The sequence below is a fragment of the Methylorubrum podarium genome, from assembly GCF_040270385.1.
Lineage (GTDB): Bacteria > Pseudomonadota > Alphaproteobacteria > Rhizobiales > Beijerinckiaceae > Methylobacterium > Methylobacterium podarium.
The window spans coordinates 27741-52406 of sequence record NZ_JBELQE010000023.1 but is presented as its reverse complement, the minus strand read 5'-3'; the positions used below and the strand labels follow the sequence as shown (position 1 = coordinate 52406).

Here is a 24666-nt window from a genome sequence, read left to right as displayed (position 1 = left end):
GGCATCGGACCCGTCCGTCACTGAGGACCCGTACGTCATCCATGGCCTCTCTCGACCAGCATTCCGACGGCGCTTCTCCGCAGCGCGCTTCGAGCTTCTCCTACGAGGATCTCCTGGCCTGCGGGCGCGGCGAGCTGTTCGGAGCCGGCAACGCCCAGCTTCCGCTCCCTCCGATGCTGATGTTCGACCGGATCACGTCGATCGGGGCCGAGGGCGGCGCCCACGGCAAGGGGCACGTGCTGGCCGAGTTCGACATCCGGCCGGACCTCTGGTTCTTCCCCTGCCACTTCAAGGATGATCCGGTCATGCCCGGCTGCCTTGGGCTCGATGCACTGTGGCAGCTCGTCGGCTTCCATCTCGGCTGGCTCGGTGCGCCGGGCCGCGGCCGGGCACTCGGCGTGGGCGAGGTGAAGTTCACGGACCAGGTCCTGCCGAGCGTCAAGCAGGTCGTCTACGGCATCGACATCAAGCGGGTGCGCCAGGGCAAGCTCGTGCTCGGCATCGCCGACGGCTGGCTGGAGGCCGACGGCCGGCGCATCTACGAGGCGAGCGACCTCCGCGTGGCCCTGTTCCGCTCCTGAGACCGGCGCCGCGCCCCCGCTCCGGAGGATACTTTTCGCGCCGGACCGACGGCCGGATCGGCGGCTGCCCCACGAAGCGCGGTTGAGATTGACCGCGCATCATCCTAACTGACCTCCCGAGGAAACGCCGCACCAGCCGCGGCGCCAGCAGCACGAGCCATCATGCGGCGTGTCGTCATCACCGGGATGGGCATCGTCTCGTCCATCGGCAGCAACACCCAGGAGGTTCTGGCCTCCCTGCGCGAGGCCCGCTCGGGCATCTCGCATGCCGAGGCGCAGGCCGCGCACGGCTTCCGCAGCCAGGTCGCGGGCGCGCCGTCGATTGATCCGGAAGGGGTCGTGGACCGCCGCGCCATGCGCTTCCACGGCGGCGGCACCGCCTGGAACCACATCGCCATGGATCAGGCGATCCGCGATGCGGGCCTCGAGGAGCGGGAGATCTCCAACGACCGCACCGGCATCATCATGGGCTCGGGCGGTCCCTCGACCCGCACCATCGTCGAGTCCGCGGCCATCGCCCGCGAGAAGGGGCCGAAGCGCGTCGGACCGTTCGCGGTGCCGAAGGCGATGTCCTCGACCGCCTCGGCCACGCTCGCCACTTGGTTCAAGATCCGCGGCGTGAATTATTCGATCTCATCGGCCTGCGCGACCTCGAACCACTGCATCGGGAACGCCGCCGAGATCATCCGCGGCGGCCGGCAGGACACGATCTTCGCGGGCGGCTGCGAGGAGCTCGACTGGACGCTCTCCGTCCTGTTCGACGCCATGGGCGCCATGTCCTCGCGCTACAACGACACCCCGGCCCGCGCCTCGCGCGCCTACGACGTCAACCGCGACGGCTTCGTCATCGCCGGCGGCGCGGGCGTGCTGGTCTTGGAGGAATACGAGCACGCCAAGGCGCGCGGCGCGCGGATCTACGGCGAGGTCGCGGGCTACGGCGCCACCTCGGACGGACACGACATGGTCGCACCCTCCGGCGAGGGCGCGGTGCGCTGCATGCGCCAGGCCATGGAGGACCTGAAGGGCGCCAGGATCGACTACATCAATCCGCACGCTACCTCGACGCCCGTCGGCGACGACAAGGAGATCGAGGCGATCCGCGAGGTGTTCGGCGCGGGCGAGGCCTGCCCGCCGATCTCGGCCACCAAGTCGCTGACCGGCCACTCCCTCGGCGCCACCGGGGTGCAGGAGGCGATCTACGCGCTCCTGATGATGAACAACGGCTTCATCTGCGAGAGCGCGCATATCGACGAGCTCGATCCGGCCTTCGCCGACATGCCGATCCTGCGTCAGCGCCGGGACGGGGTGCAGCTCGGCCACGTCATGTCGAATTCCTTCGGTTTCGGCGGCACCAACGCGACGCTCGTGCTCAAGCATCCGGACGCGTGACCGGCGCCGTCTTCGCAACTGCGAGACAATAGCCAAGCATAGCCCGGTCCGTCTTCTGACGGATCGGCGGAACCGACCAATGACCCTCGCGTTCCTGCTTCGATAGGCAGGCAAAGAGCATGATCGTCGCCCTCGCATTGTTCACCGTGATGAGCCTCGCTTTCGCTGCGACTGTCGCGGTGCGGGCCAAGCAGACGCTGATAGACGACGCGCAGGCCGGGACCCGCGGCTACTTCTGAGGAAATTCTTCACCTCCGCACATCGCCGCGCCCCGCCGCACCCGCGCCGGGGCTTTTTCGTGCGTGCCGTGAGTGTGGGCCTGACCTTCGTACACGCGCGGGCGAGCGCGACGCGTGGACAGGCCCTCGCCCGGCGGGCTAAGCCTCGGACGGGGCGCCGCGGCGCCGGGCCGAACGCGTACGGATGAGAGAATGACGGGTTTGATGGCGGGCAAGCGCGGCCTCATCATGGGGGTCGCCAACGATCACTCGATCGCGTGGGGCATCGCCAAGACCCTGCACCGGCACGGAGCGGAACTCGCCTTCACCTATCAGGGCGAGGCTCTGGGGCGCCGGGTGACGCCGCTGGCCGCCTCCGTCGGGTCGGACATCGTCCTGCCCTGCGACGTGGAGGACATCGCCACCGTCGACGCCGCCTTCGCCGCCCTCGACGAGCGCTTCCCCGAGGGGATCGACTTCATCGTCCACGCCATCGGCTTCTCGGACAAGGCGCAGCTCAAGGGCCGCTACGTCGACGTCACGACCCGGGTGAACTTTTCGCGGACGATGACGATCTCCTGCTTCTCCTTCACCGAAATCGCCCAGCGCGCTTCCGCGCGGATGCCGCGGGGCGGCGCGCTGCTGACGCTGACCTATGCCGGCTCGACCCGCGTCATGCCCAACTACAACGTGATGGGCGTGGCCAAGGCCGCGCTCGAAGCCTCGGTGCGCTATCTCGCCACCGACCTCGGGCCCGACGGCATCCGCGTCAACGCCCTCTCGGCGGGGCCGATGCGGACGCTCGCCGGCGCCGGCATCGCCGATGCCCGGCTGATGTACAACCACCAGAAGGCGCACGCGCCGCTGCGGCGCACGGTGACGCTCGACGATGTCGGCAATTCCGCGCTCTACCTGCTGTCCGATCTCTCGGGCGGCGTGACCGGCGAGATCCATTTCGTCGATTCGGGCTACAACATCATCTCGATGCCGCGCCCGGCGGTGCTTCAGGCCCAGGACGAGGCGGGCGTCGTCGGCGACGACGACGTGTGATCCCGCGGGCAGCGTGTCGTCGCGTCGCTTGTGCGCGACCGCGTCACGCCGCAGGGTGCGGTCCGCGATGACCCCCTCCCCCCGCCGGCGCCTGCCGCGATTCACCGCCCTGACGATCGTCACGGCCGTCCTGCTGCTGGCGGGCGGCTCGAGCGCGGCCTGGGCGCAGAGCGTCACCCTCGATCTCGGCGCGGGCGGCACCACCGAGCGGGCGCTCCAGCTCGTCGCGCTGATCACGGTCCTGGCGCTCGCGCCCTCCGTGCTGGTGATGGCGACTTCGTTCACCCGGATCGTCGTGGTGCTGTCGATCCTGCGCTCGGCGCTCGGGACGCAGACCGCCCCGCCCAACACGGTGATGGTGAGCCTCGCCCTGTTCCTGACCGCCTTCGTCATGGCGCCGACGGCGCGCGAGGCCTATCGGGCCGGCGTCGAGCCCCTCGTCGCCGGCCAGATCAGCCAGTCCCAGGCCTTCGAGCGGGCCTCCGCCCCGTTCAAGACCTTCATGCTGCGCAACGTCCGCGAGAAGGACCTCAAGCTGTTCCTCGACATGGCCCGCCAGCCGGCTCCGGCGGGGCCCGAGGCGATCGGCCTGGAGATCGTCACCCCCGCCTTCATGATCTCGGAGCTGCGGCGCGCCTTCGAGATCGGCTTCCTCCTCTTCATCCCCTTCCTGATCATCGATCTCGTCGTCGCCTCGGTGCTGATGGCGATGGGCATGATGATGCTGCCGCCGGCCACCGTCGCGCTGCCGTTCAAGCTGATCTTCTTCGTCCTGGTCGACGGGTGGACGCTGGTGGCGGGCTCCCTCATTCAAAGCTACGGAGGGTGAGGCCCCGGCGTCACGATTCGAGGTTGCGGCGGCCGCGTCGAGAGGAAGTCGAGGCATGGATCTGACGACCGCCACCGCGCAATGGGCGCCGCGGATGCTGAGCATCCTGCGGATCGTCTCGGCGCTGATCTTCATGGCGCACGGCACGCAGAAGATCCTCGGCTTCCCGCCGAGCGCGATGAACCCTCCGCTGATGTCGATGTCCGGCATCGCCGGACTGCTCGAACTCGTCGGCGGCGCGCTGCTCGTGGTCGGGCTGTTCAGCCGACCAGTGGCCTTCATCCTCTCCGGCGAGATGGCGTTCGCCTACTTCATCGCCCACGCGCCCAAGAGCTTCTTCCCGGCCCTGAACGGCGGCGACGCGGCGATCCTGTTCTGCTTCATCTTCCTCTACATCGCCTTCGCCGGCCCCGGCCCGTGGAGCATCGACGCGCAGCGCGGACGGGGCCGCTACTGACCCTCACCCCGGCGGCGGGGACGGCGCCTCCGCGCGGTTGGCCGTCGCGGCGCTGCCGGGCTCCGGCACGGCGCTGTCGGGGTAGCGCTTGCGGTACTCCGAGAGGAAGGCGGCGAGCGTTTCCGCCTTGGTGGCGCGCAGAGCCGCGTCGCGGAAGGCGGCGGAGCGGGGCGCGTCCGGCCGCGTCAGCATGGCGAAGGTGCGGGCATCCGCGCTCTCGGCCATGGGGCCGGCGAACTTCGCCTTGAGCCGCTCGAGCCCGAGCGATTCTCCCGCGAGCCCGTAGGCGATGCCGGCACGGATCACGTCGGCCCGCGCCGTGTCGTCGAGGGGTTTTCCGGAGCGCCAGGCCGGCCCGAGGATCATCTCGTGCGCCTCCCCGGCCTCGCGCCAGCGCCGGGCGGCCCACAGGATGTCGGCCCGCAGCCGCTCGGCATCGGCGCCGGTCTCGCCCTCGACGGTCTCCAGGGCGAGATCGGTGCGGGACAGGTCCGACAGGGCACGCGCGCGCAGCAGCGCGCGGGCGCGGCGCACGTCCTCGGCAAGCTCGGGCAAGTGCGTCGCATCGAGCGTCTGGAGCGCTTCGAGCGGCTTGCCCTCCATCAGGCGGATCGTGGCGAGCCGCGCCGACACCGAGGAGCGGGCCGCCCCCTCCAGGCGGTGATCGATCTGGTACTGCAGCAGCTCGTCGGCAGAATCGAGCAGGTCGAGGGCGACGAGGCGGTCGGCCAGGCGCCGCACGATCTCGTCGGCCCGCCGGCCCGCGGGCGCGAAGTCCTTGAAGTCGAAATACAGCGCCAGCGCCTCGACGCCGCCGAGCTTCTCGCCGCGCGGGCCCAGGAACAGGTCCTCGAACACGGCCATCGCCCGCTCGTGCAGGGCGCGGGCGATCGGCGCCTGCGGGTTGAGGGTGTTGGCGCGGCGCGCGGTGGTGAAGATCTTGCGCCAGCGCCCGGCTTCCTCGTAGAGGCCGCCGAGGGCGCCGAGCGTCCCGATCTCGGTCGGGCCGCCGTGCCAGGTCAGGGCCAGGACCTCCAGCTGGTCGATCGCATCGGGCAGGGTCGTCTTCCCGAGCGCGTGGCCGAGGGACGCCGCGCGCAGCGTCGCCTCCGCCGCCAGCGGCCAGGGTGCCTGGCTCCGAAGCGTCTCGTAGGCTGCCAGCGCCGCCGCGCCGCGCCCGGTCGCCTCGTCCATCTTCGCCCGCAGCAGGGTCAGCCGATCCCGCGTGTAGTCGGTCGCGGCACGGCTGGCGGCGACCGATTCCCGCGTGACCGCCTCCCAATCGCCGGTCTCGACCGCGGCTTCGGCGGCGGCGGCGTGGAACACCGAGGCGAGAGGCTCGGGGTAGCGCTCCAGGACCGACTCGCCGGCGCGCAGGGCGCTCGCCGCCTCGCTCCACCGGCCGGCCAGGGCGTCGGTGTAGCCACGCCAGAGCCGGGCTTCGGGATTGGTGGTGAGCCGCTCCTCCGAGAGGAGCTTGCGCGCCTCCTCGGTCCGTCCGATCCGGGCGAGCAGGATGCCGCGCAGCAGCACCGTCTGGCGGTCGCCGTCGATCACGACGTCCTCGGCGGCGGCGGCATTCAAGGCGCCCAGCGCCTCCACGTCGAGGTCGTTGGCGATCATCGCCTTGGCCAGGGCGAGGCGGGCGGCGCCGCGGTCGCGGCGATGCGCCTCGACGGCGGCGGCAAGGCCCTCCCGCAGCGTGGCGCGCACGTCGCCGCGTTGCGCCTTCTCCCAGGTTTCACGGTCGATCGCCAGTTCCGTGACCGCACCGACGGGCGGATCGGCGGGGCGGGAGACGCCCGACACCGAGAGTCCGCTCTCCCGGCCTTCCTTGCCCGCCTCCTTGCCGCCCTCACGGCCGATCGTCACGCCGTCGAGGTCGGGCCGGACGATGAGGTCGTCGGCATTGGCGAGCACGGCGAGGCCGAGACGGCTCGGTATCAGCTCGAACTCGACGAAGCGCTGCGCCTTGACCACCCCCGCCGGACGCGTGCCGTCGGAGGTGACGACGGCGATGCGCTCGCCGTCGAGATCGAGCCAGCCGGCGGGACCGGCCGCGGGCAGCCGCAGGGTGATCCCGAGCCGGCCCTGCGCGGACGGGATGCGCTGGGCGGTCAGGCTCTCGCTCGGCGAGAGGCCGTCCCCGGTCACCAATTCCCAGCCGTCGGGTTCGGTCACCGGCAACAGGTCCACGAGCCGTCCCTTGGGCATGGCGAAGCGAAGGACGGTGAAGCTGCCGACGCGCCGCGGGGGCGCGACGGCGACGAGGCCGGTGGCGCCGGGCGGCGGCACGGCGACGGGATCGGTCGTGGCGAAGACGAGGGTGGCAATGCCGCCGCGCTCGAACAGGGCCGCGGGCACGCGTTTGGCGAAGGGAAAGACGAGGCCCGATCCCGCCTTGCGCGACACGGGTGCCGGCGCCGCGCGGCGCATCGCCGACGCGTCCGCGGCCTGCGCGGCCGGTGCCGCCGCTGTTTTCGCGGCGTCCTTCGGCTCCTCCTTCGCCTCGCCTTTGGCGCCGGCGGCCGATGGTGCCGGGCTCTCCGCGGGCTTCGGCTTCGGGAGGAAGTCGATGGTGACGACATCCTCGTCCCGCGCGGTGGCGAGGCTCACGCCCTCGGCCGGGCTCGCGACGATCCGCGCTTCGCCCGCCTCCGTCTCGACGGCGACACGGCCGATGCTCGGGGACAGACGTCCCCGCAGCGCCAGGTCGTCGATGCGCCACGTACCGGGCAGCGTCAGGCGCGTGCCCGCACCGTTCGGAGCGAAGGCGGCCTCGGTGCCCTCCGGCAGGCGCAGCGCGAGCCGGGTCCGCGCTTCGGTATGGGCGAGTTCGAGGGTGAGCGGGCGCGGCACCGGAGCGGGATTGCGCGCCTTCAGGCTCGCCTCGGCGGCCGCCGCCCGTCGGGCGAGGTCGGCCACCACCTCGATGGGAAGCGGCGGCAGAAAGCCCTTCCAGTTCTCCGGCAGCAGGTCGATGAAGACCTGCTCGCCGGCATCCTGCACGTTGATGCGGTAGGGGCGCTGCAGGGCGAGGCGCAAGGCCGAGCCGTCGGGGTCGCGCCGCACCACCGCGACGAAATCCGGCATGCCCGCCGCGATCCGCTCGGGGCCGGCGCCCACCGATTCGCCGAAGCTGAGCACGAGGATCGCGCCCGAGAGCCGCGCCTTGACGGCGACCGGTTCATCGAAGGTGAGGACGATGCGGCCGTAGCCCTCCGGCGGCTGCGCGCCCTTGGCCGAGACGAGCCGGGCCGCCTCCGCCCCCGACATCCAGGCGCAGAGACCGGCGGCGAGGCCGGCGCGGAGCAGAGCCCCACCCAGACGCAGCCGCTTTCCCTGACCGGCCCGTCCCCCCATCGCGCGAAACGCCCGCCTGTTCGCGGCGGCCAACCTCCGAAGGAGGCGTGCCGCCGAACGCCACTCGTGCGGGCACTCTCGCTCAGCGCGGTGAACGGGCGCTTAAAATGGGCCTCGGTTACAAGGCCTTGCGCAGGACGAGGCCGGGGATCGCCGTGCCCTTCTCGCCGAACATCTCCTGCGCCTTGCGGCAGCTCTCATCGACGTTCTTCCGGTAGGCTTCGGTGTAGCCCATGCTGCGCATGAGCAACTCGCCCTTCGAGATCGCGTCGAGATCGACGCCCATGGCGGCCACCACCGACTTGAACCGCTCGTAATCGGGCCGAGCCTCCTTGCACGATTCGCCGACGAAGCGGACGAGCCCCGCCAGCTTGGCGGCGTTCGCCTCCTTGCGCTCCTGCGCCGTCTGCGGCGCCTTCGGAGCGGTCGCGCCGGCCTCGGGCGCGCCCTCCTCGGCCATGGCGGCGAGCGGCAGCGCGAACAGCATCGCGGCTGCGATCGCGAGATGCTTCATCGTGTTCCTCCCTAATGGTCTGCTTGATTATTATTCTGATCTTATTTTTGCTGGGGCAGCATAGCAAAGACGCGCGTGTTGTTCTGCCCTCTCCGCCCGATTTTGTCGAAGCCCGGCCGCGCGATCGGTCGCGGCCGGGCTCGAACGTCCTCAGGCCGCCGTCCCGGCGCGCCCGGCCGCCATCAGGGCGAAGGCGTAGATCAGCCCGACCTCCTCCAGGCGGTCGAACCGGCCGGCGGCGCCGCCGTGCCCGGCCTCCATGTTGATCTTGCACAGGATCGGGCCGCCGCCGGTCATGGCGGCACGCAGCCGCGCCACCCATTTGGCCGGCTCCCAGTAGGTCACGCGCGGATCGGTGAGACCGCCGAGCGCAAGGATCGCCGGATAGGCCTTGGCGGCAATGTTATCGTAGGGCGAGTAGGACAGGATCGTTTGGAACGCCGCCTCGCTCTCGGCCGGATTGCCCCATTCGGGCCATTCCGGCGGGGTGAGCGGCAGGTCCGCGTCGAGCATGGTGTTGAGCACGTCGACGAAGGGCACGTCGGCGACGATGCCGGCGAACAGCTCCGGGGCGAGATTCGCCGCCGCCCCCATCAGCATGCCGCCCGCGCTGCCGCCATGGGCGACGATGCGCCCCTGCCTCGTATAGCCCGCCTCGATCAGCGCCCGGCCGCAGGCGACGAAATCGGTGAAGGTGTTGGGCTTCTTCTCGCGCTTGCCGTCGAGGTACCAGTTCCAGCCCTTCTCGGTGCCGCCGCGGACATGGGCGATGGCGTAGACGAAGCCGCGATCGACGAGGCTCAGCAGGTTGGTGCGGAAGCCCGCCGGCATCAGCGTGCCGTAGGAGCCGTAGCCGTAGAGCAGCAGAGGCGCCGAGCCGTCGAGGGTGAGCCCGCGACGGTGCAGGAGCGAGATCGGCACGCTCTCGCCGTCCGGCGCCGTCGCGAACAGGCGCCGGGTGACGTAGTCGGCGGGCTCGTGGCCGCTCGGCACGGCCTGGCGCTTGCGCAGGATGCGGGCGCGGGTGACGCAATCGTAGTCGTAGGTCTCGGCCGGCGTCGTCATCGAGGAATAGACGAAGCGGATGCGTGCCGTTTCGAACTCGTAGCCGGGCAGGAGGCCGAGCGAGTAGGCTTCCTCGGCGAACGAGACGGTGTGCTCGTCGCCTTTCATGTCGCGCACGACGATGCGCGGCAGAGCGTTCTCCAGTTCGAGCCGCACGAGGTGATTGCCGAGCACGTGGAGGTGCCGGATCATCACGCCGGGCCGGTAGGGCACCGCGTCACGCCAGTTCTCCCGCCCGGTGGCGTCGAGGGGGCAGGTGACGACCTTGAAGTCCACCGCGCCGTCGGCATTCGTCAGGATGACGAGATACGAGCCCCAGTGCTCGACCGAGTAGATCAGCCGCTCCTGGCGGACCGCGACGCAGCGGAGCGCTCCCTCGTCGTCGGCGCGGTCGAGCAGGTGGACCTCCGCGGTCTCGTGGTCGCTCGCCGTGACGGTGAGGTAGGTGCCCGACTGCGTGCGGCCGATATGCACGAAGAAGCCCGGATCGGCCTCCTCGTAGACGACCGAGTCCTCCGCCTGATCGGTGCCGAGGCGGTGGCGCATGACGCGGGCCGGACGGTGGTTCTCGTCGAGCGCCACGTAGAAGAAGGCGGTGCCGGTCGCGTTCCAGACGGCGTCGCCCGCGGTCGATTCGACCCGTTCCGGCCGGTCCACGCCGGTGTCGAGATCGCGCACGCGGATGGTGTGGAGTTCCGAACCCTTTGTGTCGACGCCCCAGGCGAGGAGGCGGTGGTCGTCGGAATGGGCGGCGCCGGCGATCTCGAAGAAGGCGAGGCCCTCGCCCTCCTGATCGCCGTCGAGCAGGATCTGCTCGCCGATCTCGCCGTCCTCCGGCTCCTCCGCGATGCGGTGGACGGTGCGCGGGCGGCGGCAGATCAGCGGGTGCTGCCCGCCCTCGCGGTGGCGGGAATAGTAGGCGAAGGGTCCGTCGGGCTCCGGCACCGAGGCGTCGTCCTCGCGGATGCGCCCCCGCATCTCGGCGACCAGGGCCTTGCGCAGGTCCGCGGCGCCGCCGAGCGCCGCCTCGGCATAGGCGTTCTCGGCCTCGAGATAGGCGCGGATGTCCGGCGCCAGCGCCGCGGGGTCCTTCAGCACCGCGCGCCAATTCTCGTCCTTGAGCCAGGAGAAGGGATCCTCGACGCGCCGACCGAACAGTTCGAAGGCGTGCGGGCGCGCGTCCGCCGCGGGCGCCGCGGGCGGCAGGGCGAAGGGGGGTGGCACGAAGGTCATCGCCGAACTCCGGTCGGAACGCGTGGGTGACGCTGATTGGGACGCTGATGGGAACGCGTGGACTGGCAGGCGGTGTGCCGTGCCGCGGCGCCCGCCGCAAGGCGGCCGAGCGCCCGGTGCCGCGATCGGTCGTCCGGCCCGTCGCAGCCGATCGGACGCTCGAAGCGACGCGAGCTGGAGCATTCACGGCAAATTGTGCACGTGCCGGAGGCGGCGAACCCGTTCAGTTGTGCATACCCGTTCTGTCTTGCAGGTCTAAAGTAGATGTTCTAGGCAGAACCGGTGACTGAGGGGGCGTCACTCCAAACCGAAAACAAGCGGCACGATTGCACAAGCCGGTCCTTTCCTGTCCGTTTCGCGTCTTCCTGTTGGACGTTGGGCTGGATCGATTGTGCGCGATGCATGCGAAGGGACAACCCAGAACATGAACGAACCCGAGACGTCGGTCGATTACGTCGCTCTCACGGCCGACATCGTCGCCGCCTACGTGAGCAACAACCCGGTCCCCGCCGCCGAGCTCGCCGGCCTGATCGGCGGCATCCACGGCGCCCTGATCCAGGTCGGAAGCGGCCGTGTCGCCGCACCGCAGCCCGTCGTGCAGGAGCCGCAGCAGCCGGCCGTGCCGATCAAGAAGTCGATTCAGCCCGACTACATCGTCTGCCTGGAGGACGGGCGGACCTTCAAGTCGCTGAAGCGGCACCTGCGCGCCAAGTACAATCTGTCTCCCGAGCAGTACCGCGCCAAGTGGGGCCTGTCGCCCGACTACCCGATGGTGGCGCCGAACTACGCCAAGGCCCGCTCCGATCTCGCCAAGGCGATCGGTCTCGGCCAGGTGCGCCCGGGTTACGACGCGGCCGCCTGATCGCGGTCCGACGCTCGTCTCAGGCGGAATCCACTGCGCCGCGCTCGGCGTCGGCGCAGTGGATTGCCGACTCATCTTCGACCGGCCCGGTCATCGGACGGACCGAATCATCTTATCAACACGTTTGTCGTGGAACGGAGGAAGCGTTGCTGCATTCCTTCGACATGAGCGACGACGATCTCCACGAACAACTGTCCAAGACCAATACGGCGTTGGCGGAGTGGGCCGCCCGCTCCGCCTGCGAGAGCGATCAGCTGATCGAGCGCTTCGAGCGGATGGGCTACGAGGTGCGCGGCAAGTCCGAGGACGAGATCACCGAGATCCTCAAGAAGGCGCCGACCAAGCCGGCTCAGGCCTGACGCGGATCCGATACCAGCGTGACGGTGCAACCAGTGGCAGCACCGAAGGCTGTCAAGACTTGTATTAGGACGATTTTCCCTTAGCTTCCCGCCGTCGGTTCGGTTCGGGTGGCACGATGAGTAAAGAACAAAACATGAACGAAGCGGGCTCCCTCGGTCGAGAGGCCGAACGCCTGCTGGCGGCGCTGGCATCCGATGGCGCCTACGCCTTCCCCGATCCGAGCGCGCCGGAGACGCTGATCGTGCGCAGGGGTGGTCAGGGTGTCTCGCTGGGGGCGGGGCGCTTCTCCGCGCGGGCGGGCGAGACCCTGGTGGCGGCCGATCTCGCGGCCCGGGACGACGGGCGGCGCAACCGGCTGGTAATCGGGGCGGCCGGACGGGCGCGTCTGCGGCGCGCCGAGGCCTGCGGACCCGACAGCTTCCGGATGCAGCATCTCGCCGTCGTCCGGGAGACCTCGGGTGACGCGGAGCGGCTGCGGGACACGGCCGAGAGCCCTCTCGCCTGGATGGCCCGCCGGCGCGGACGCGACGGAGAACCGATGATCGACGCGGCCGCGTTCGCCGCGGGGGAGCGGTTGCGCCACGACCTCGCCGCCGCGCAGCTGCTGCCGCAGCTCTCGGCCGACTGGACCGCGCCGCGGGTCGATGGCGGCGGCCCGCGCGATCCGGCCTCGGCCTCCGACCGGGTCATCGCCGCGCGTCAGCGGGTCGATCTCGCGCTGGCGGCGGTTGGCTCGGATCTGTCGGGCCTGCTGATCGACCTGTGCGGCTTCCTGAAGGGCCTGGAGCGGATCGAGGCGGAGCGGCGCTGGCCCGCACGCTCGGCCAAGGTGGTGGCGCGCATCGCGCTGGGGCGACTCGCCGAGCATTACGGCATCGCCCGCGAGGCGACCGGGCCGGAGCGGGCGCGTAGCCGCGCCTGGCGCTCGCCGGAAGTCGGTTAGCTGTGAATCCTACGCGTTCCGGTTGATCACTTCGGTTTCACCATCCGCCGTCATCCCGGGGCCGCGCAGCGGTACCCTGGATCCACCCGTGATGCGCGGCTGGAATATGGCGTCCAGGCCAGTCGTGGATTGCACGCCTCCGGCGCGCCCCTTCGGGTCCGGGTTCGCTTGTCAGCGCCCCGGAATGACGGGAAGCAGTATCAGACCCAAAGTCTCCCTCGAGAGCCGGATGTCGGCTTATCGGAGGACGCTCCGGTATGGCGCGCGACGCTCCGATGCGCGCCGCCGGCCTCGACCGATCAGGACACCCGGCTCGCGTCGCGCTGGATCTTCTCGACCATGGCACGGACGCCGTTCGAGCGCTTCGAGGTGACGTGCGCGCCGAAATTGAGCTGCTTGAGCAGGTCGAGCCCGTCCAGCTTCGCGGCCTGTTCCGGGCTCTTGCCGGAATAGAGGGCGACCATGAGCGCGACGAAGCCCTTCACGAGGTGCGAGTCGCTGTCGCCCACGATCGTCAGCCCGCCGCGGTCCTCGTCCGTCGAGACCACGAGCCAGACCTGGCTCTCGCAGCCGCGGACGAGGTTCTGCTCCGATTTCCAGGCCTCCGGCATGGGCGGCAGGGCGCGGCCAAGCTCCATCACGTAGACGAGTTGCTCGTGCGGGTCGTCGATGAGTTCGAAGTTCTCGATGATGGTGTCGAGGTCGGGCAGCATGGCACACGCGTTCAGGAGCGTCGGACGGTCGAAGCGGATATAGCGACCGCGGGCCGGGCCTGCGAGGGTTCCCCCTCGCGGACGTGTCAGCGCAGGGCGGGCGGCAGCGAGGGCGGCACGTAGGCCCGGGCCTCCGGCAGTTGCAGCAGGAGCGGATCGGCGGCCGTCGCCGTGCCGCTCACGGCGATCTCAGCCTGGGCGGCGTAGGCGGCGATGAGACGGGGGCCGAGCTTCGGCACGCCCTCCCGCCCCTCGACCGCCGCCTCGCCGGAGCCGGAGATGATCGCGAGACGCACCGGCGCCCCGACGCCGGCATCGATGCGGATGACGATGCCGCAGGTCACGGTCTCGTTCGTGGCATCGAGGCATTCGGCGACGATCTCGGCGACGATCATGCCGAGAGCGTTGGCCGTGCGGGGCTCGACGAGGCTCGTCCCCTCCCCCTCGATCCCGACGCTGATCCGTCCGGCCCGGCGCAACTGCCCGAGTCCAGATGCGAGCCGGCGTAGATAGTCGCGCAGGTCGATCGACGCGATATGCGGCGCCTCGTGGAGGTGCTGCTGCACCAGGGCGATCGCTCGCACCCGTTGACCCAGAGCATCGAAGCTGCCGCGGCACGCTTCCGGCGCAGCGCGGCCGTAGAGGCCGATCAAGCTCACCATCACCTGGAGGTTGTTGCGCACCCGGTGATAGATCTCGGCCAGCAGCGTCTCCTTCTCGAGAAGCGCGTGCTCGGCATGCTCCTCGGCGTTCTTGCGATCGGTGATGTCGAAGCACGAGCCGAGATAGCCGTGAAAGACCCCGTTCTCCTCCAGCGGACGGCCGGTATCGAGGAGCCAGCGATAGGCGCCGTCGTGGCGGCGCAAGCGGAACTCGACGGTGAACGGCAGGCGCGATTCGAAGGCTTTCGCGACGATCTCGGCGTGCCGCGTGAAATCGTCCGGATGCAATCCCTGGCGCCAGCCATCGCCGATCTCGTCGGCCAGGAGGCGCCCCGTGAACTGGAGCCAGCACTCGTTATGATAGCTGGAGCGCCCGGAATCGTCCGTCCGCCACATCATCAGCGGCACATGGTCGGCAAACCGACGGAAGCCATCGCCGAGGTCGAACGGGGTCTCCATCCCGCCAATCCCCGAAAAGCCGCCCTCTGGCGTATCAGCACCCATTCCGCTCGTCTGTTCGCTCGTCGCAACCCGGAAACAAGTTCATCTCTGCGCCGGTCAACGTCCGCGATGTTGGCCCGTTCCGGCCCGTCCACAACTCGATAAATCCGTCCGGCCAAGCAAGCCCCCGCGGCACGCTCAAGCCCGGCCAAGCTTCACGAATGCTCGATCATCTCCTGGATGCGTTCAGCGAACCGCTCAACCGGAAAGGGCTTCGTGATCATCTGGATGTCCGGGTCGAGCCGGCCGCCGCCGAACATCGCGTTCTCGGCATATCCCGTCATGAACAGCACCTTGAGACCGGGGCGCAGGGCGCGGGCTTGCTCGGCGAGAAGGCGGCCGTTCAGGCCCGGAAGGCCGACATCGGTGACGAGGAGATCGACCCGGGCGCGCGAGCGCACGATGTCCAGGCCCGACGGCCCGTCCTGCGCCTCGATCGTCCGGTAGCCGAGATCGCGCAGCACCTCCGTCACGAGATCGCGCACGACCGGCTCGTCCTCGACCACGAGCACGGTCTCGTTCCGCTGCGAGCGCATCGGTTCGGGAGCAGACGCCGGCGCCGGCTCGTCCGGCAGGGCGCCGCGGTGGCGGGGCAGGTAGATCGTCACCGCCGTTCCCCGGCCGGGCTCCGAGCTGATCCTGACCTGCCCGTCCGATTGGCGGGCGAAACCGTAGATCATCGAGAGACCGAGACCGGTTCCCATGCCGAGCGGCTTCGTCGTGAAGAACGGCTCGAAGGCCCGCGCCGCGACCTCCGGCGGCATGCCGAGCCCGGTGTCGGTCACGCGGACGCAGACATAGGCGCCCTCGAAGGCCTCCGGGTCGCGCGCCCCGGGCTGCAGGCTCAGCTCGGCGGGATCGAGCCGGGCATTGCTCGTCTCGATCATCAGCCGGCCGCCGTTCGGCATCGCGTCGCGGGCATTGATGGCGAGGTTGAGCACCGCGTTCTCGAGCTGATGCGGATCGCAGAGCGTGAGCCACAGCCCCTCCGCGGCGACGATCTCGAGGCGCACCTGTTCGGGCAGGGAGCGGCGCAGCATGTCCTCCATGCCGGTGACGAGGGCGTTCATGTCGACGGGCTTCTGCTCCAGCGGCTGCCGCCGGGCGAAGGCGAGCAGGCGATGGGTGAGCGAGGCGGCGCGGTGGGCGGAGGACAGGGCGGCCGCGGCGTAGCGCTCCAGCGCATCGACGCGGCCCTGGGCTATGCGGGTCTGCATCAGGTCGAGCGAGCCGACGATGCCGGTGAGCAGGTTGTTGAAGTCGTGGGCGATGCCCCCGGTGAGTTGCCCGACCGCCTCCATCTTCTGTGCCTGCCGCAACTGCTCCTCGGCGAGGCGCTGCTCGGTGATGTCGCGGCCGATGATGTGGAAGCAGTCGCCCTCCGGCACCGCCGTCCACATCACCGTGCGCCGGCGGCCGTCCCGAGTGAGGATGCGATCGACGAAATCGGTGACCCGCTCGCTCCCGGCGAGCCGGACCAGCACCGCACCGGTCGCGGAATGATCCTCGGGATCGATGAAATCGAGGAAGGGCCGCTTGAGCAGCTCCCCCTCGCTCCAGCCGAGCAGACGCTCCCAGGCCGGATTGACGCTGCGGAGACGGCCGTCGAGCTCGGCCGTTCCCATCAGGTCGGTGGTCGTCTGCCAGAGACGGTCGCGCTCGCGGGTGCGCTCGCCGACCTCGCGCTCCAGCATCGCCTCGATCCGCTTGGCGTCCGAGATGTCCGTCACGAACAGGTAGGCGCCGTCGGTGGATCCGTCCGGCATCGGTCGCGGCAGGTAGCGGATATCGGCGATGCGGGCGCTGCCGTCCCGGCGGGGCCAGGCCCGCTCCGCGCGCACCTCGCGGCCGGCGCGGGCGGTCTCGAAGCGTGCCTGGGCCTCGGCGGAGGCCTGCGGACCGACGAGCGTCGCCAGGGTCTGGCCGAGCGCCTCCGCCGGGGAGGTTCCGAACCAGTCGGCGCTGGCGGCGTTGGCGAAGCGGCACAGCCCGTCCGCATCGAAAAAGGCAATGAGGACCGGCAGCGAGTCGGTGATCAGGCGCAGCTCGCGGGCATTGGCGCGCTCGGACTGCTCGGCACGGGCGCGCTCGGCCGCGTGCCCGACGCGCTGGGCGACGTCCTCGACGAGCCCGATCTCCTCCGCCCGCCAGAGGCGCGGCCTCGGCTCGTGCAGGTAGAGGATCGCCCGCAACCGTCCGTCGCGGAGCAGCGGCACCACGACGAGGGACCGGCAACCGATGGAGTCCCAGGTCACGGCGTAGGTCCGCCCGGCGCGGGGGTCGGCGTAGCAATCCTCGACCACGAGGGTCTGGCCGGCCCAGAGTTCCGCGATCACCGCGGGGCCGAACCCTTCGAGGATGCGCGACTCGCCCGCGAGGCTCGTCACCGACGGGTCGCGGGTCCAATCGCGCTCGACCCGCACGATCTCGCCGGTCTCGTCGATCTCGCCGTAGCCGGCCCGGGCCGCGCCGAGATGGGCGCCGAGCGCCGCGGCGGCGGCCAGCGTCACCGCGTGCGGATGATCCGCCTCCCGCAACCGATCATTGAGGCCGAGCAGGAAGGCCTGCCGGTCTTCCGCCAGCCGGCGGTCGTGGATGTCGGTGCAGGTGCCGAACCAGCGCACGATCCGCCCGTCCGAGTCCCGCACCGGCTGGGCCCGGCCGAGCACCCAGCGGTAGAGGCCCGAGCGGTGACGCAGGCGATACTCGATCTGGTAGGATTCGCCCGTGGCGAGGGCACGCCGCCATTCCGCCCAGGCCCGATCCTGGTCGTCGGGGTGGAACATCCCGTTCCAGGCCTCGCCGTCGGTCGAGCCGGCGGGGACGCCGGTATATTGGTACCATCGGGCATTGTAGAAATCGTGGTATCCGTCGGGCCGCGTCGCCCAGATCATCTGATCGATCGAGTTGGTGATGCCGCGGAAGCGGTCCTCGCTGTCGCGCAGGGCCTGCTCGGTGCGCTTGCGCTCGGTGATGTCGAAGCTGACGCCGGGAAAGCTCTGCGGCGTTCCGTCCGCCGCGAGCGCGCAGCGTCCCTGGGCGGCGACCCAGCGGATGCCGCCATCCGGCTGGACGAGACGGTATTCCGCATCGAATCGCCCGCCCGTCCGCAGGGCCGCGTCGATGCTCGATTTCAGGTACGGCACGTCGTCGGCATGCACGCCGGCGAAGAAATCGCCGAGGGGAGCCCCGGCTGCCGCCTTGGCGGGATCGACGCCGTAGAGCGCGGCGAATCGCGGATCCGCCGTGACGCGGTCGGCGGCCACGTCCCAGTCCCAGATGCCGATGCTGCCGCCGGCCGAGAGAGCCATCTCCAGGCGCTCGTCGCTGCGGCGGCGCGCCCGCTCGGCCAGGACCTCGGCGGTGGTCTCCGCCGTGACGCAGATCATGCCGTTGATGCGGCCCGCATCGTCGCGCACCGGAGAGTAGGTGAAGCTCCACCAGGTCTGCTCGGGCACACCGTAGCGGTGCATGACGAGCGGCAGGTTATGCTGCGACACGCTCTCTCCCCGCAGCGCAGCATCGACCAGCGGCCCGATATCGTCCCACAGGTCGGCCCAGATCTCGCGGAAGCGTGCGCCGAGCGCCCGCGGCAACCGATCACCGAAGATCGGCCGATAGGCGTCGTTGAAGAAGGAGATGCCGTCGGGCCCCCAGGCGAGGAACATCGCCGCCGGGCAGGCGAGCATCGTCGCCAACGTCGTGCGCAGGGAGACCGGCCAATCCTGCAGGGGTCCGAGCGGCGTGTCGGGCCAGGGGTGAGCCAGGATCTCGCGGCCCGTCTCACCACCTTCCAACAGAAAGCGGAGATGGGCCGGGACGTTGGCGCCGTCGGCCGGCGGAATCATCGAGCAAGGCTCCGGAGGCCGCAACCGATATCTGTACGGGAGAGGGACAAGGCGTTTCCGAGGAGACGGGACGGCTCCTCCTCTTAAGCCGATGCAACCGTGACGGCGAGCCACGCTGCCCCGGTTTCGTGGGCGCCATCCCGCCGATCACCGCAGAATCACACGGCGCGAACCGGATCGGGAAACCCTCGGCGACCCGCAAAAGCCTCAGATTTCGAAGCGTTCGCGGAAGACGGAGCTGAGATACGATTCACAACAAATGAGAAATTTTCCGCATCGGCAGAGATGAAATTCGTCCGACCGACGACGACGTCCAGTCCTATTTCGCATTGCAACAAGTTCACTCGGCTTTTCATCGCCGAGGCATCAACGAAATGTGATTAAGACGCTTGCCTCATCCGGCGAGACGTGCATTCTACCCCTTGTCCGCATCAGACCCGGCGAGAGAGCCCAGTCCGGCCTAACCGGCCGTTCATGGCGTCGAGGAGCGACCGCCCCCGGAAGCTTCGAGGCACAATCCCGCAAGGGTTGGACGATCTGGAGGGTGGTGCCCCGGCGCCGCTCCGAAGGACCCATCGGGCCGGCCGAAGCGTCGGAGGGTCCCCAGGAACCCATGACAGAGGGGGGCACGAAGTGCTGGCAGCAGGCATTTCGAATGCCTGCCCGTCGTGGGGAGCCTGATGGATACGAACGATTTCGCCTACGATTTCGACGCTCCGGACTCGGATTGGAATTACGAGCCGTCGCGAGCCGATCTGTTCCGGCAGATCGATGCGCCTCTCTACACCACCGACTCGGACGGCTGGCTGACCTACTACAACGACGCCGCCGCCCAGCTCTGGGGGTTCCGCCCCGTGCTCGGCAAGGCCCGCTGGTGCGGGTCGTGGCGGCTGTTCGAGGCGGACGGCACGCCGCTGCCGCACGAACTCTCGCCCATGGCTGTCACCCTCAGGGAGGGCCGCGCGCCGCGCGGCATCCAGATCGGCCTCGAGCAGCCGGACGGGAGCCGGATGGCGTTCATGCCCTACCCCACGGCCCTGCGCGACGGCGAGGGTGCCGTGGTCGGCGGCTGCAACATCCTCCTCAAGGTGGAGCGGCCCAGCCTGCGCGTCACCCTCCGCAGACCGCTGCGGGGCCGGCCGACCCTCCGCGCTGCCCAACTTGCGGGCATGCACAGATGTTCGGCGTGACATTGCCGGTCACGACGCACCGATCCACCTCACCGGAGCGGGGCACTCCGCGGAATGATCCGGCGGCGCGCCCCGCGGCCTGAAAGAACAGGAGGAAGCCATGTCGGTCGAGACCAACTGGAGCCTCGACGCCGTCCAGAGCCTGCGCAGCATGGCCCGCGAGGGCGTGCCCGTTTCCGTCATCAGCCTGAGGCTGAAGCGGCCGGTCGACGCGGTCTGCGCCAAGCTCGCCGAACTCGGCATCACGCCGAAGGTCGAAGTCTGACCGGTCCGGATGGACGCCCGCGGCGGCGAGCCCGGGCGCCCACCCGCCGGATTCACCAGGATCCGGTGTTCTCCATGGACGCCCACGGCTCCTGCGGCGGCTTCGATCCGCCCTTCTGCAGGATCTCGATGGAGATCCCGTCGGGCGAGCGCACGAAGGCCATGTGCCCGTCGCGCGGCGGCCGGTTGATGGTCACTCCGGCATCCTTCAGCCGCTGGCAGAACGCGTAGATGTCGTCGACCTGGTAGGCGAGGTGCCCGAAGTTGCGCCCGCCCGAGTACTCCTCCGGATCCCAGTTGTAGGTCAGCTCGATCAGGGGCGATTTCGTCGCCTCGGCGCGCTCGACATCGCCCGGAGCGGCGAGGAAGACGAGGGTGAAGCGGCCCTTCTCGTTCTCGACCCGCCGCACCTCCTTGAGGCCGAAGGTGTCGACGTAGAAGGCGAGCGCGCGGTCGAGATCCGCGACGCGAACCATCGTGTGCAGGAATTCCATGGCCACACCGGATGATGACAGGGGTGGCCGGCTATCTGGCCCGAGGCGCGCACCCGTCAACCGCTCCCGCGAACGGGACGCGGGCTTCGTGAGCCGGAGGGCTGCACGGGTGACGAAACGCAGCCGCGCGTCATGGACCACAGCAATTTGAAGTAACAAATATTTGACGGGTCCGTAGCATCCTCGGAATTGCTCGACGTTGCTGCATCGCCTACCGGGTTTTGCGAATTTTCATCAGACGATGCCAAAGATGAATTGCAGGAATTGTCACACAACGTCCGTCTCTGAATTGGCTCAGACGCAACGATTCAAGCCGAAACAATCGACTGCCCGGCAACCAATTCGAGAACGATTGCCTGCCGTGGCGGCTCGATCGAATGCGGCGAACGCCGGATACGACGCGTGACGACGGGATCGATCATCCGCGGGATCGGCGTGGTCGAACATGCCACCCCCGAGCAGATCCTGGCGCATCCCGAGTTCCCGACGGCGCGGCGCGTCTACGTCTCGGAACACGCCAAGGTCTACGAGGCCGCGATGTTTCCCGCTCAGTTCGGGGCCGATGCCGGGCGCGTCACCACGCTCGCCATCATCGTCTGCCAGCATGCCGGCTACGATCCGGCCGACAGGGCGAGCTGGCCGACGCTGAGCTACCTGAAGGACACCGTCGCCCGCTTCGGCTTCGCGAGCCCCAGGCTGATCGACAGCTTCGTCGCGCGTCTCGTGCAGACCGGCTACCTCGAACTCCGGCAACAGCCGGAGGACAACCGGGTGCGTCTCCTGTGCCCGACCGAGCGGCTGCTGGCCTGGGACCGCGAGTGGATGGCGGCCCATTACGCCGCCCTCGACGTGCTCTATCCCGAGCCGGGCTTCGCCCCGCCGCGGCAGCGCGACCCGGCCTTCCAGGCGGCCCATGCCCGGTCGGCCATTGCGGCGTTCGACGCGATCATCGCGATGATGTGGAGCAACCTGGAGATCATCTTCTTTCTCAGCAGCACGAGCGCGCTGATCATCCTGCTGTCGCTCTTCGAGATGGGGGGCAGCGATCCGGAGAGCCGCATCCGCGAAGCCGACCTCGTCCAGCTCGCACCGCGCTTCGCCGTCTCCCGCAGCCATGTGCGCAACATCCTGGCGGTGGCGCAGGAGCGAAACTTCATCGTCCGCGCGGGGCCGCGCAACGCCTACATCCATCTCACGCCGCACTGGATCGCCGCCTTCGACCGCTTCATCGCCGGCAGCCTCGCCCAGAGCGACCTCACCTACCGCCTCGCCCTGCGGCATCGGGCGGAACAGGCGTGCTCCGAGGCCTGATCGAACCGCGACGGATTTCGCTTCCCGGCGATCGCATCTAGAAGGCGAGACCCATTTCGATGGCGAGCCTGGCCCGATGCGCACCGAGACACCCCCGACCGTCCGCCTCGAGGATTACCGGCTGAGCGATCATCTGATCGACCGGGTCGAGCTCGACGTGCGCCTCGACCCGCACGATACGCGCGTGACCGCGACCCTAGCGCTTCGGCCGAACCCGGCGGGCCGCGCGGCCGCGCCCCTCGTCCTCGACGGCGACGACCTCACCCTGCTGGCGCTCGAATGCGACGGGCAGGCGGTGGCGCCCGATGCCTACCGGGCCGACGCCTCCGGCCTGACGCTGCACCGGCCGCCCCAGCGCCCCTTCACCCTGCGGATCGAGACGCGGCTCGACCCGACCGCTAACACCAAGCTGATGGGGCTCTACCGCTCCAGCGGCGTCTACTGCACCCAGTGCGAGGCCGACGGCTTCCGGCGCATCACCTACTTCCTCGACCGGCCGGACGTGCTCGCCGTCTACACGACCCGGATCGAGGCGGATCGCGACTCCGCCCCCGTTCTCCTCGGCAACGGCAACCCGGTCGAAGCCGGGGATGTCCCGGGGACGGGGCGGCACTACGCGGTGTGGCACGACCCGCTGCCGAAGCCGGCCTACCTGTTCGCCCTGGTCGGCGGCCGCCTCGACCGGGTCGCCAAGTCGTTCACGACGATGGAAGGACGCGCCGTCGAGATCGCCGTCTACGTCGAGCCGGGCAAGGGCGACCGGGCCGCCTACGCGCTCGACGCGGTGGAACGCTCCATGGCCTGGGACGAGACCGCGTTCGGGCGCGCCTACGATCTCGACGTGTTCAACGTCGTCGCCGTCTCCGACTTCAACATGGGGGCGATGGAGAACAAGGGCCTCAACATCTTCAACGACAAGTTCGTGCTCGCGAGCCCCGAGACCGCGACGGACGCCGACTACGCGGCGATCGAGGCGATCATCGCCCACGAGTACTTCCACAACTGGTCGGGCAACCGCGTCACCTGCCGCGACTGGTTCCAGCTCTGCCTGAAGGAGGGCCTCACCGTCTTCCGCGACCAGGAATTCTCCTCGGACATGCGCTCGCGCGCCGTCCACCGGATCGCCGAGGTGCGCAACCTGCGGGCCCGCCAGTTCGTCGAAGATGCCGGCCCCCTTGCCCATCCGGTGCGGCCGAAGCAATATGCCGAGATCAACAACTTCTACACGGCCACCGTCTACGAGAAGGGCGCCGAGATCGTGCGGATGCTGCGCACGCTGATCGGCGAGCCGGCGTTCCGCGCCGGAATGGACCGCTACTTCGCCGACAACGACGGCACAGCCGCGACCGTCGAGGACTTTCTGAGTGCCTTCGAGGCGGTGACGGGCCGCGACCTCTCAAGTTTCGCCGAGTGGTACGAGCGGCCGGGAACGCCGCGGGTCGCCGTTTCCGGTACCTATGACCCGGCCGCCCGGACCTACCGCCTCGCCTTCCGCCAGACGCGCCCCGGCGCCGGGGCGGATGCGCCGCCCCTCGTCATCCCGGTCCGCGTCGGCCTCGTCGGTGCCGAAGGCCCGCTCGACGGGGCGACGAGCGGGCGCGTCGAGGCCGGCGTCTTCGTGCTGGAGGCGGCCGAGGATGCGCTGACCTTCGAGAACGTGGCGGACGAGCCCGTACCGTCGCCGTTTCGCGGCTTCTCCGCACCGGTGCGGGTGGAGAGTCCCCTCGACGCCGCCGCGCGCCTGACCCTGCTGCGCCACGATCCCGACAGCTTCAACCGATGGGAGGCGGCGCAGCGCGTCGCCCTGGGTCTGATGGCGGCGCAGGCCCGCGGCGAGGCATCGGAAGACGCCGGCGCCGACGCCTTCGTCGCCGCGCTGGATGCCTTCCTCGACACGGAAGCCCTCCGCGATCCGGCTTTCGCCGCCCAGATCCTCACCCTGCCGGGCGAGGGCGAGCTCGCCGACGAGATCGGAACGGACACCGACCCCGACGCGATCTTTTCCGCGCGCCAAGCGCTGCGCCGTCGCCTCGGCGCGGGCCTGCGCGAACGCCTGACGCGCCTTCGCGAGACCCTGGCCGAGCCGGCGGGCGCGGCCTTCTCGCCGGACGCTGCCTCCGCAGGGCGGCGGGCGCTGCGCAATGCCGCCCTCGACCTGATCGCCGCGGCCGACGCGGAAGCCGGCACGGCCCTGGCGCAGGCGCAGATCGAAGCGGCCACGAACATGACCGACCGCCTCGCCGGGCTCGCGACCCTCGCGCTCCTGCCGGGCGAGGCGCGGGAGGCCGCGCTGACCGCCTTCGCCGGGCGCTACGCCGACGAGCCGCTGGTGCTCGACAAGTGGTTCGCGATCCAGGCGATGATCCCGGAGGACGGGACGGTAACGCGGATCCGCCGTCTCCAGACCCATCCGGCCTTCGCGATGACCAACCCGAACCGCGTGCGCTCCCTCATCGGCAGCTTCAGCCTCGCCAACCCGACCCAATTCAACCGTCCGGACGGCGCCGGCTTCGACCTTCTGGCCGAGGCTGTCCTGGCCATCGACGGCGCAAACCCGCAGCTCGCCGCGCGCCTGATGACCGCCTTCGGTCCCTGGCGTCGCCTCGAACCGGGGCGTCGGGCCGCGGCCGAGAGCGTCCTGCGTCGCATCGTTGCCACGCCGGCTCTTTCTCGTGATGTGACCGATATCGCGACAAGGAGCTTGGCCGGCTAGTTAAGACTCTGTTGAGTAATGTATTTCGGCGACTCGCAGCCGTTGGGACAGCCGGCGGAGCGTCGTGTTTTGTCAACGCTCCGGCCAAAAAACAGCGTGGACAAAC

The 24666-nt window shown here is 69.8% G+C and carries 19 protein-coding genes; 12 read left to right on the top strand and 7 right to left on the bottom strand.

Annotated elements, in window-relative coordinates; all coding sequences use genetic code 11:
• Positions 1–41 precede the first annotated feature (41 nt).
• The 5 genes from fabA (at position 42) to ABS772_RS03480 (ending at position 4524) form a co-directional block, all read left to right on the top strand.
• Positions 42–581, top strand: coding sequence for a 3-hydroxyacyl-[acyl-carrier-protein] dehydratase FabA (gene fabA, locus ABS772_RS03500; RefSeq protein WP_350392211.1), 540 nt, complete (start codon positions 42–44; stop codon positions 579–581).
• 162 nt (positions 582–743) lie between these two features.
• Complete coding sequence (fabB, locus tag ABS772_RS03495) at positions 744–1970, top strand: beta-ketoacyl-ACP synthase I (RefSeq protein ID WP_350392209.1); 1227 nt, start codon at positions 744–746, stop codon at positions 1968–1970.
• A gap of 431 nt (positions 1971–2401) precedes the next feature.
• On the top strand, positions 2402–3238 hold the full coding sequence (gene fabI, locus ABS772_RS03490) for an enoyl-ACP reductase FabI (protein WP_350392207.1): 837 nt from the start codon (positions 2402–2404) through the stop codon (positions 3236–3238).
• A 67-nt stretch (positions 3239–3305) separates the two neighbouring features.
• Complete coding sequence (fliP, locus tag ABS772_RS03485; RefSeq protein WP_350392206.1) at positions 3306–4067, top strand: flagellar type III secretion system pore protein FliP; 762 nt, start codon at positions 3306–3308, stop codon at positions 4065–4067.
• 55 nt (positions 4068–4122) lie between these two features.
• Entirely contained in the window at positions 4123–4524 is a 402-nt protein-coding gene (locus ABS772_RS03480) for a DoxX family protein (protein WP_350392205.1), read from the top strand.
• A 3-nt stretch (positions 4525–4527) separates the two neighbouring features.
• On the opposite strand, the gene ABS772_RS03475 is transcribed toward ABS772_RS03480, so the two are convergent.
• The 3 genes from ABS772_RS03475 to ABS772_RS03465 form a co-directional block, all read right to left on the bottom strand.
• Complete coding sequence (locus ABS772_RS03475) at positions 4528–7887, bottom strand: tetratricopeptide repeat protein (protein ID WP_350392203.1); 3360 nt, start codon at positions 7885–7887, stop codon at positions 4528–4530.
• A 118-nt stretch (positions 7888–8005) separates the two neighbouring features.
• The gene (locus ABS772_RS03470; RefSeq protein ID WP_350392202.1) at positions 8006–8401 is read right to left on the bottom strand and encodes a hypothetical protein; all 396 of its coding nucleotides are present in this window, start codon (positions 8399–8401) and stop codon (positions 8006–8008) included.
• A 150-nt stretch (positions 8402–8551) separates the two neighbouring features.
• Complete coding sequence (locus ABS772_RS03465) at positions 8552–10699, bottom strand: S9 family peptidase (RefSeq protein WP_350392201.1); 2148 nt, start codon at positions 10697–10699, stop codon at positions 8552–8554.
• Between the two features lie 424 nt (positions 10700–11123).
• On the opposite strand from ABS772_RS03465, the gene ABS772_RS03460 reads away from it, so the two are divergent.
• The 3 genes from ABS772_RS03460 to ABS772_RS03450 all read left to right on the top strand — a co-directional run bounded on the left by ABS772_RS03460 (position 11124) and on the right by ABS772_RS03450 (position 12864).
• Complete coding sequence (locus tag ABS772_RS03460) at positions 11124–11561, top strand: MucR family transcriptional regulator (RefSeq protein ID WP_350392199.1); 438 nt, start codon at positions 11124–11126, stop codon at positions 11559–11561.
• Between the two features lie 164 nt (positions 11562–11725).
• Positions 11726–11920 carry a hypothetical protein gene (locus ABS772_RS03455; protein WP_238254588.1) on the top strand — a complete coding sequence of 65 codons (195 nt, stop codon included), beginning with the start codon at positions 11726–11728 and terminating at the stop codon, positions 11918–11920.
• Positions 11921–12054: 134 nt separating this feature from the next.
• A complete protein-coding gene (locus ABS772_RS03450) occupies positions 12055–12864 on the top strand; it encodes a DUF6456 domain-containing protein (RefSeq protein WP_350392197.1) in 810 nt (269 codons plus the stop codon).
• Positions 12865–13163: 299 nt separating this feature from the next.
• On the opposite strand, the gene ABS772_RS03445 is transcribed toward ABS772_RS03450, so the two are convergent.
• From ABS772_RS03445 to ABS772_RS03435, 3 genes are all read right to left on the bottom strand, one after another.
• The gene (locus ABS772_RS03445) at positions 13164–13577 is read right to left on the bottom strand and encodes a SufE family protein (protein WP_238254585.1); all 414 of its coding nucleotides are present in this window, start codon (positions 13575–13577) and stop codon (positions 13164–13166) included.
• Positions 13578–13663: 86 nt separating this feature from the next.
• A complete protein-coding gene (locus ABS772_RS03440; protein WP_350392195.1) occupies positions 13664–14743 on the bottom strand; it encodes a sensor histidine kinase in 1080 nt (359 codons plus the stop codon).
• A gap of 152 nt (positions 14744–14895) precedes the next feature.
• Entirely contained in the window at positions 14896–18588 is a 3693-nt protein-coding gene (locus tag ABS772_RS03435) for a PAS domain-containing protein (protein ID WP_350392193.1), read from the bottom strand.
• A gap of 680 nt (positions 18589–19268) precedes the next feature.
• Here ABS772_RS03435 and ABS772_RS03430 point away from each other — a divergent pair.
• A complete protein-coding gene (locus tag ABS772_RS03430; RefSeq protein WP_350392192.1) occupies positions 19269–19778 on the top strand; it encodes a PAS domain-containing protein in 510 nt (169 codons plus the stop codon).
• Between the two features lie 100 nt (positions 19779–19878).
• Positions 19879–20043, top strand: a complete 165-nt coding sequence (locus tag ABS772_RS03425) for a hypothetical protein (RefSeq protein ID WP_238254349.1) — start codon at positions 19879–19881, stop codon at positions 20041–20043.
• A 52-nt stretch (positions 20044–20095) separates the two neighbouring features.
• Here ABS772_RS03425 and gloA read toward each other — a convergent pair whose 3' ends face one another.
• Positions 20096–20536, bottom strand: coding sequence for a lactoylglutathione lyase (gloA, locus tag ABS772_RS03420; RefSeq protein WP_238254348.1), 441 nt, complete (start codon positions 20534–20536; stop codon positions 20096–20098).
• 402 nt (positions 20537–20938) lie between these two features.
• Between gloA and ABS772_RS03415 the strand changes: the two genes are divergently transcribed.
• Positions 20939–21847 (top strand): hypothetical protein, encoded by a 909-nt coding sequence (locus ABS772_RS03415; protein ID WP_350392190.1) that lies wholly within the window; start codon positions 20939–20941, stop codon positions 21845–21847.
• Between the two features lie 76 nt (positions 21848–21923).
• On the top strand, positions 21924–24560 hold the full coding sequence (pepN, locus tag ABS772_RS03410) for an aminopeptidase N (protein ID WP_350392189.1): 2637 nt from the start codon (positions 21924–21926) through the stop codon (positions 24558–24560).
• Positions 24561–24666 lie beyond the last annotated feature (106 nt).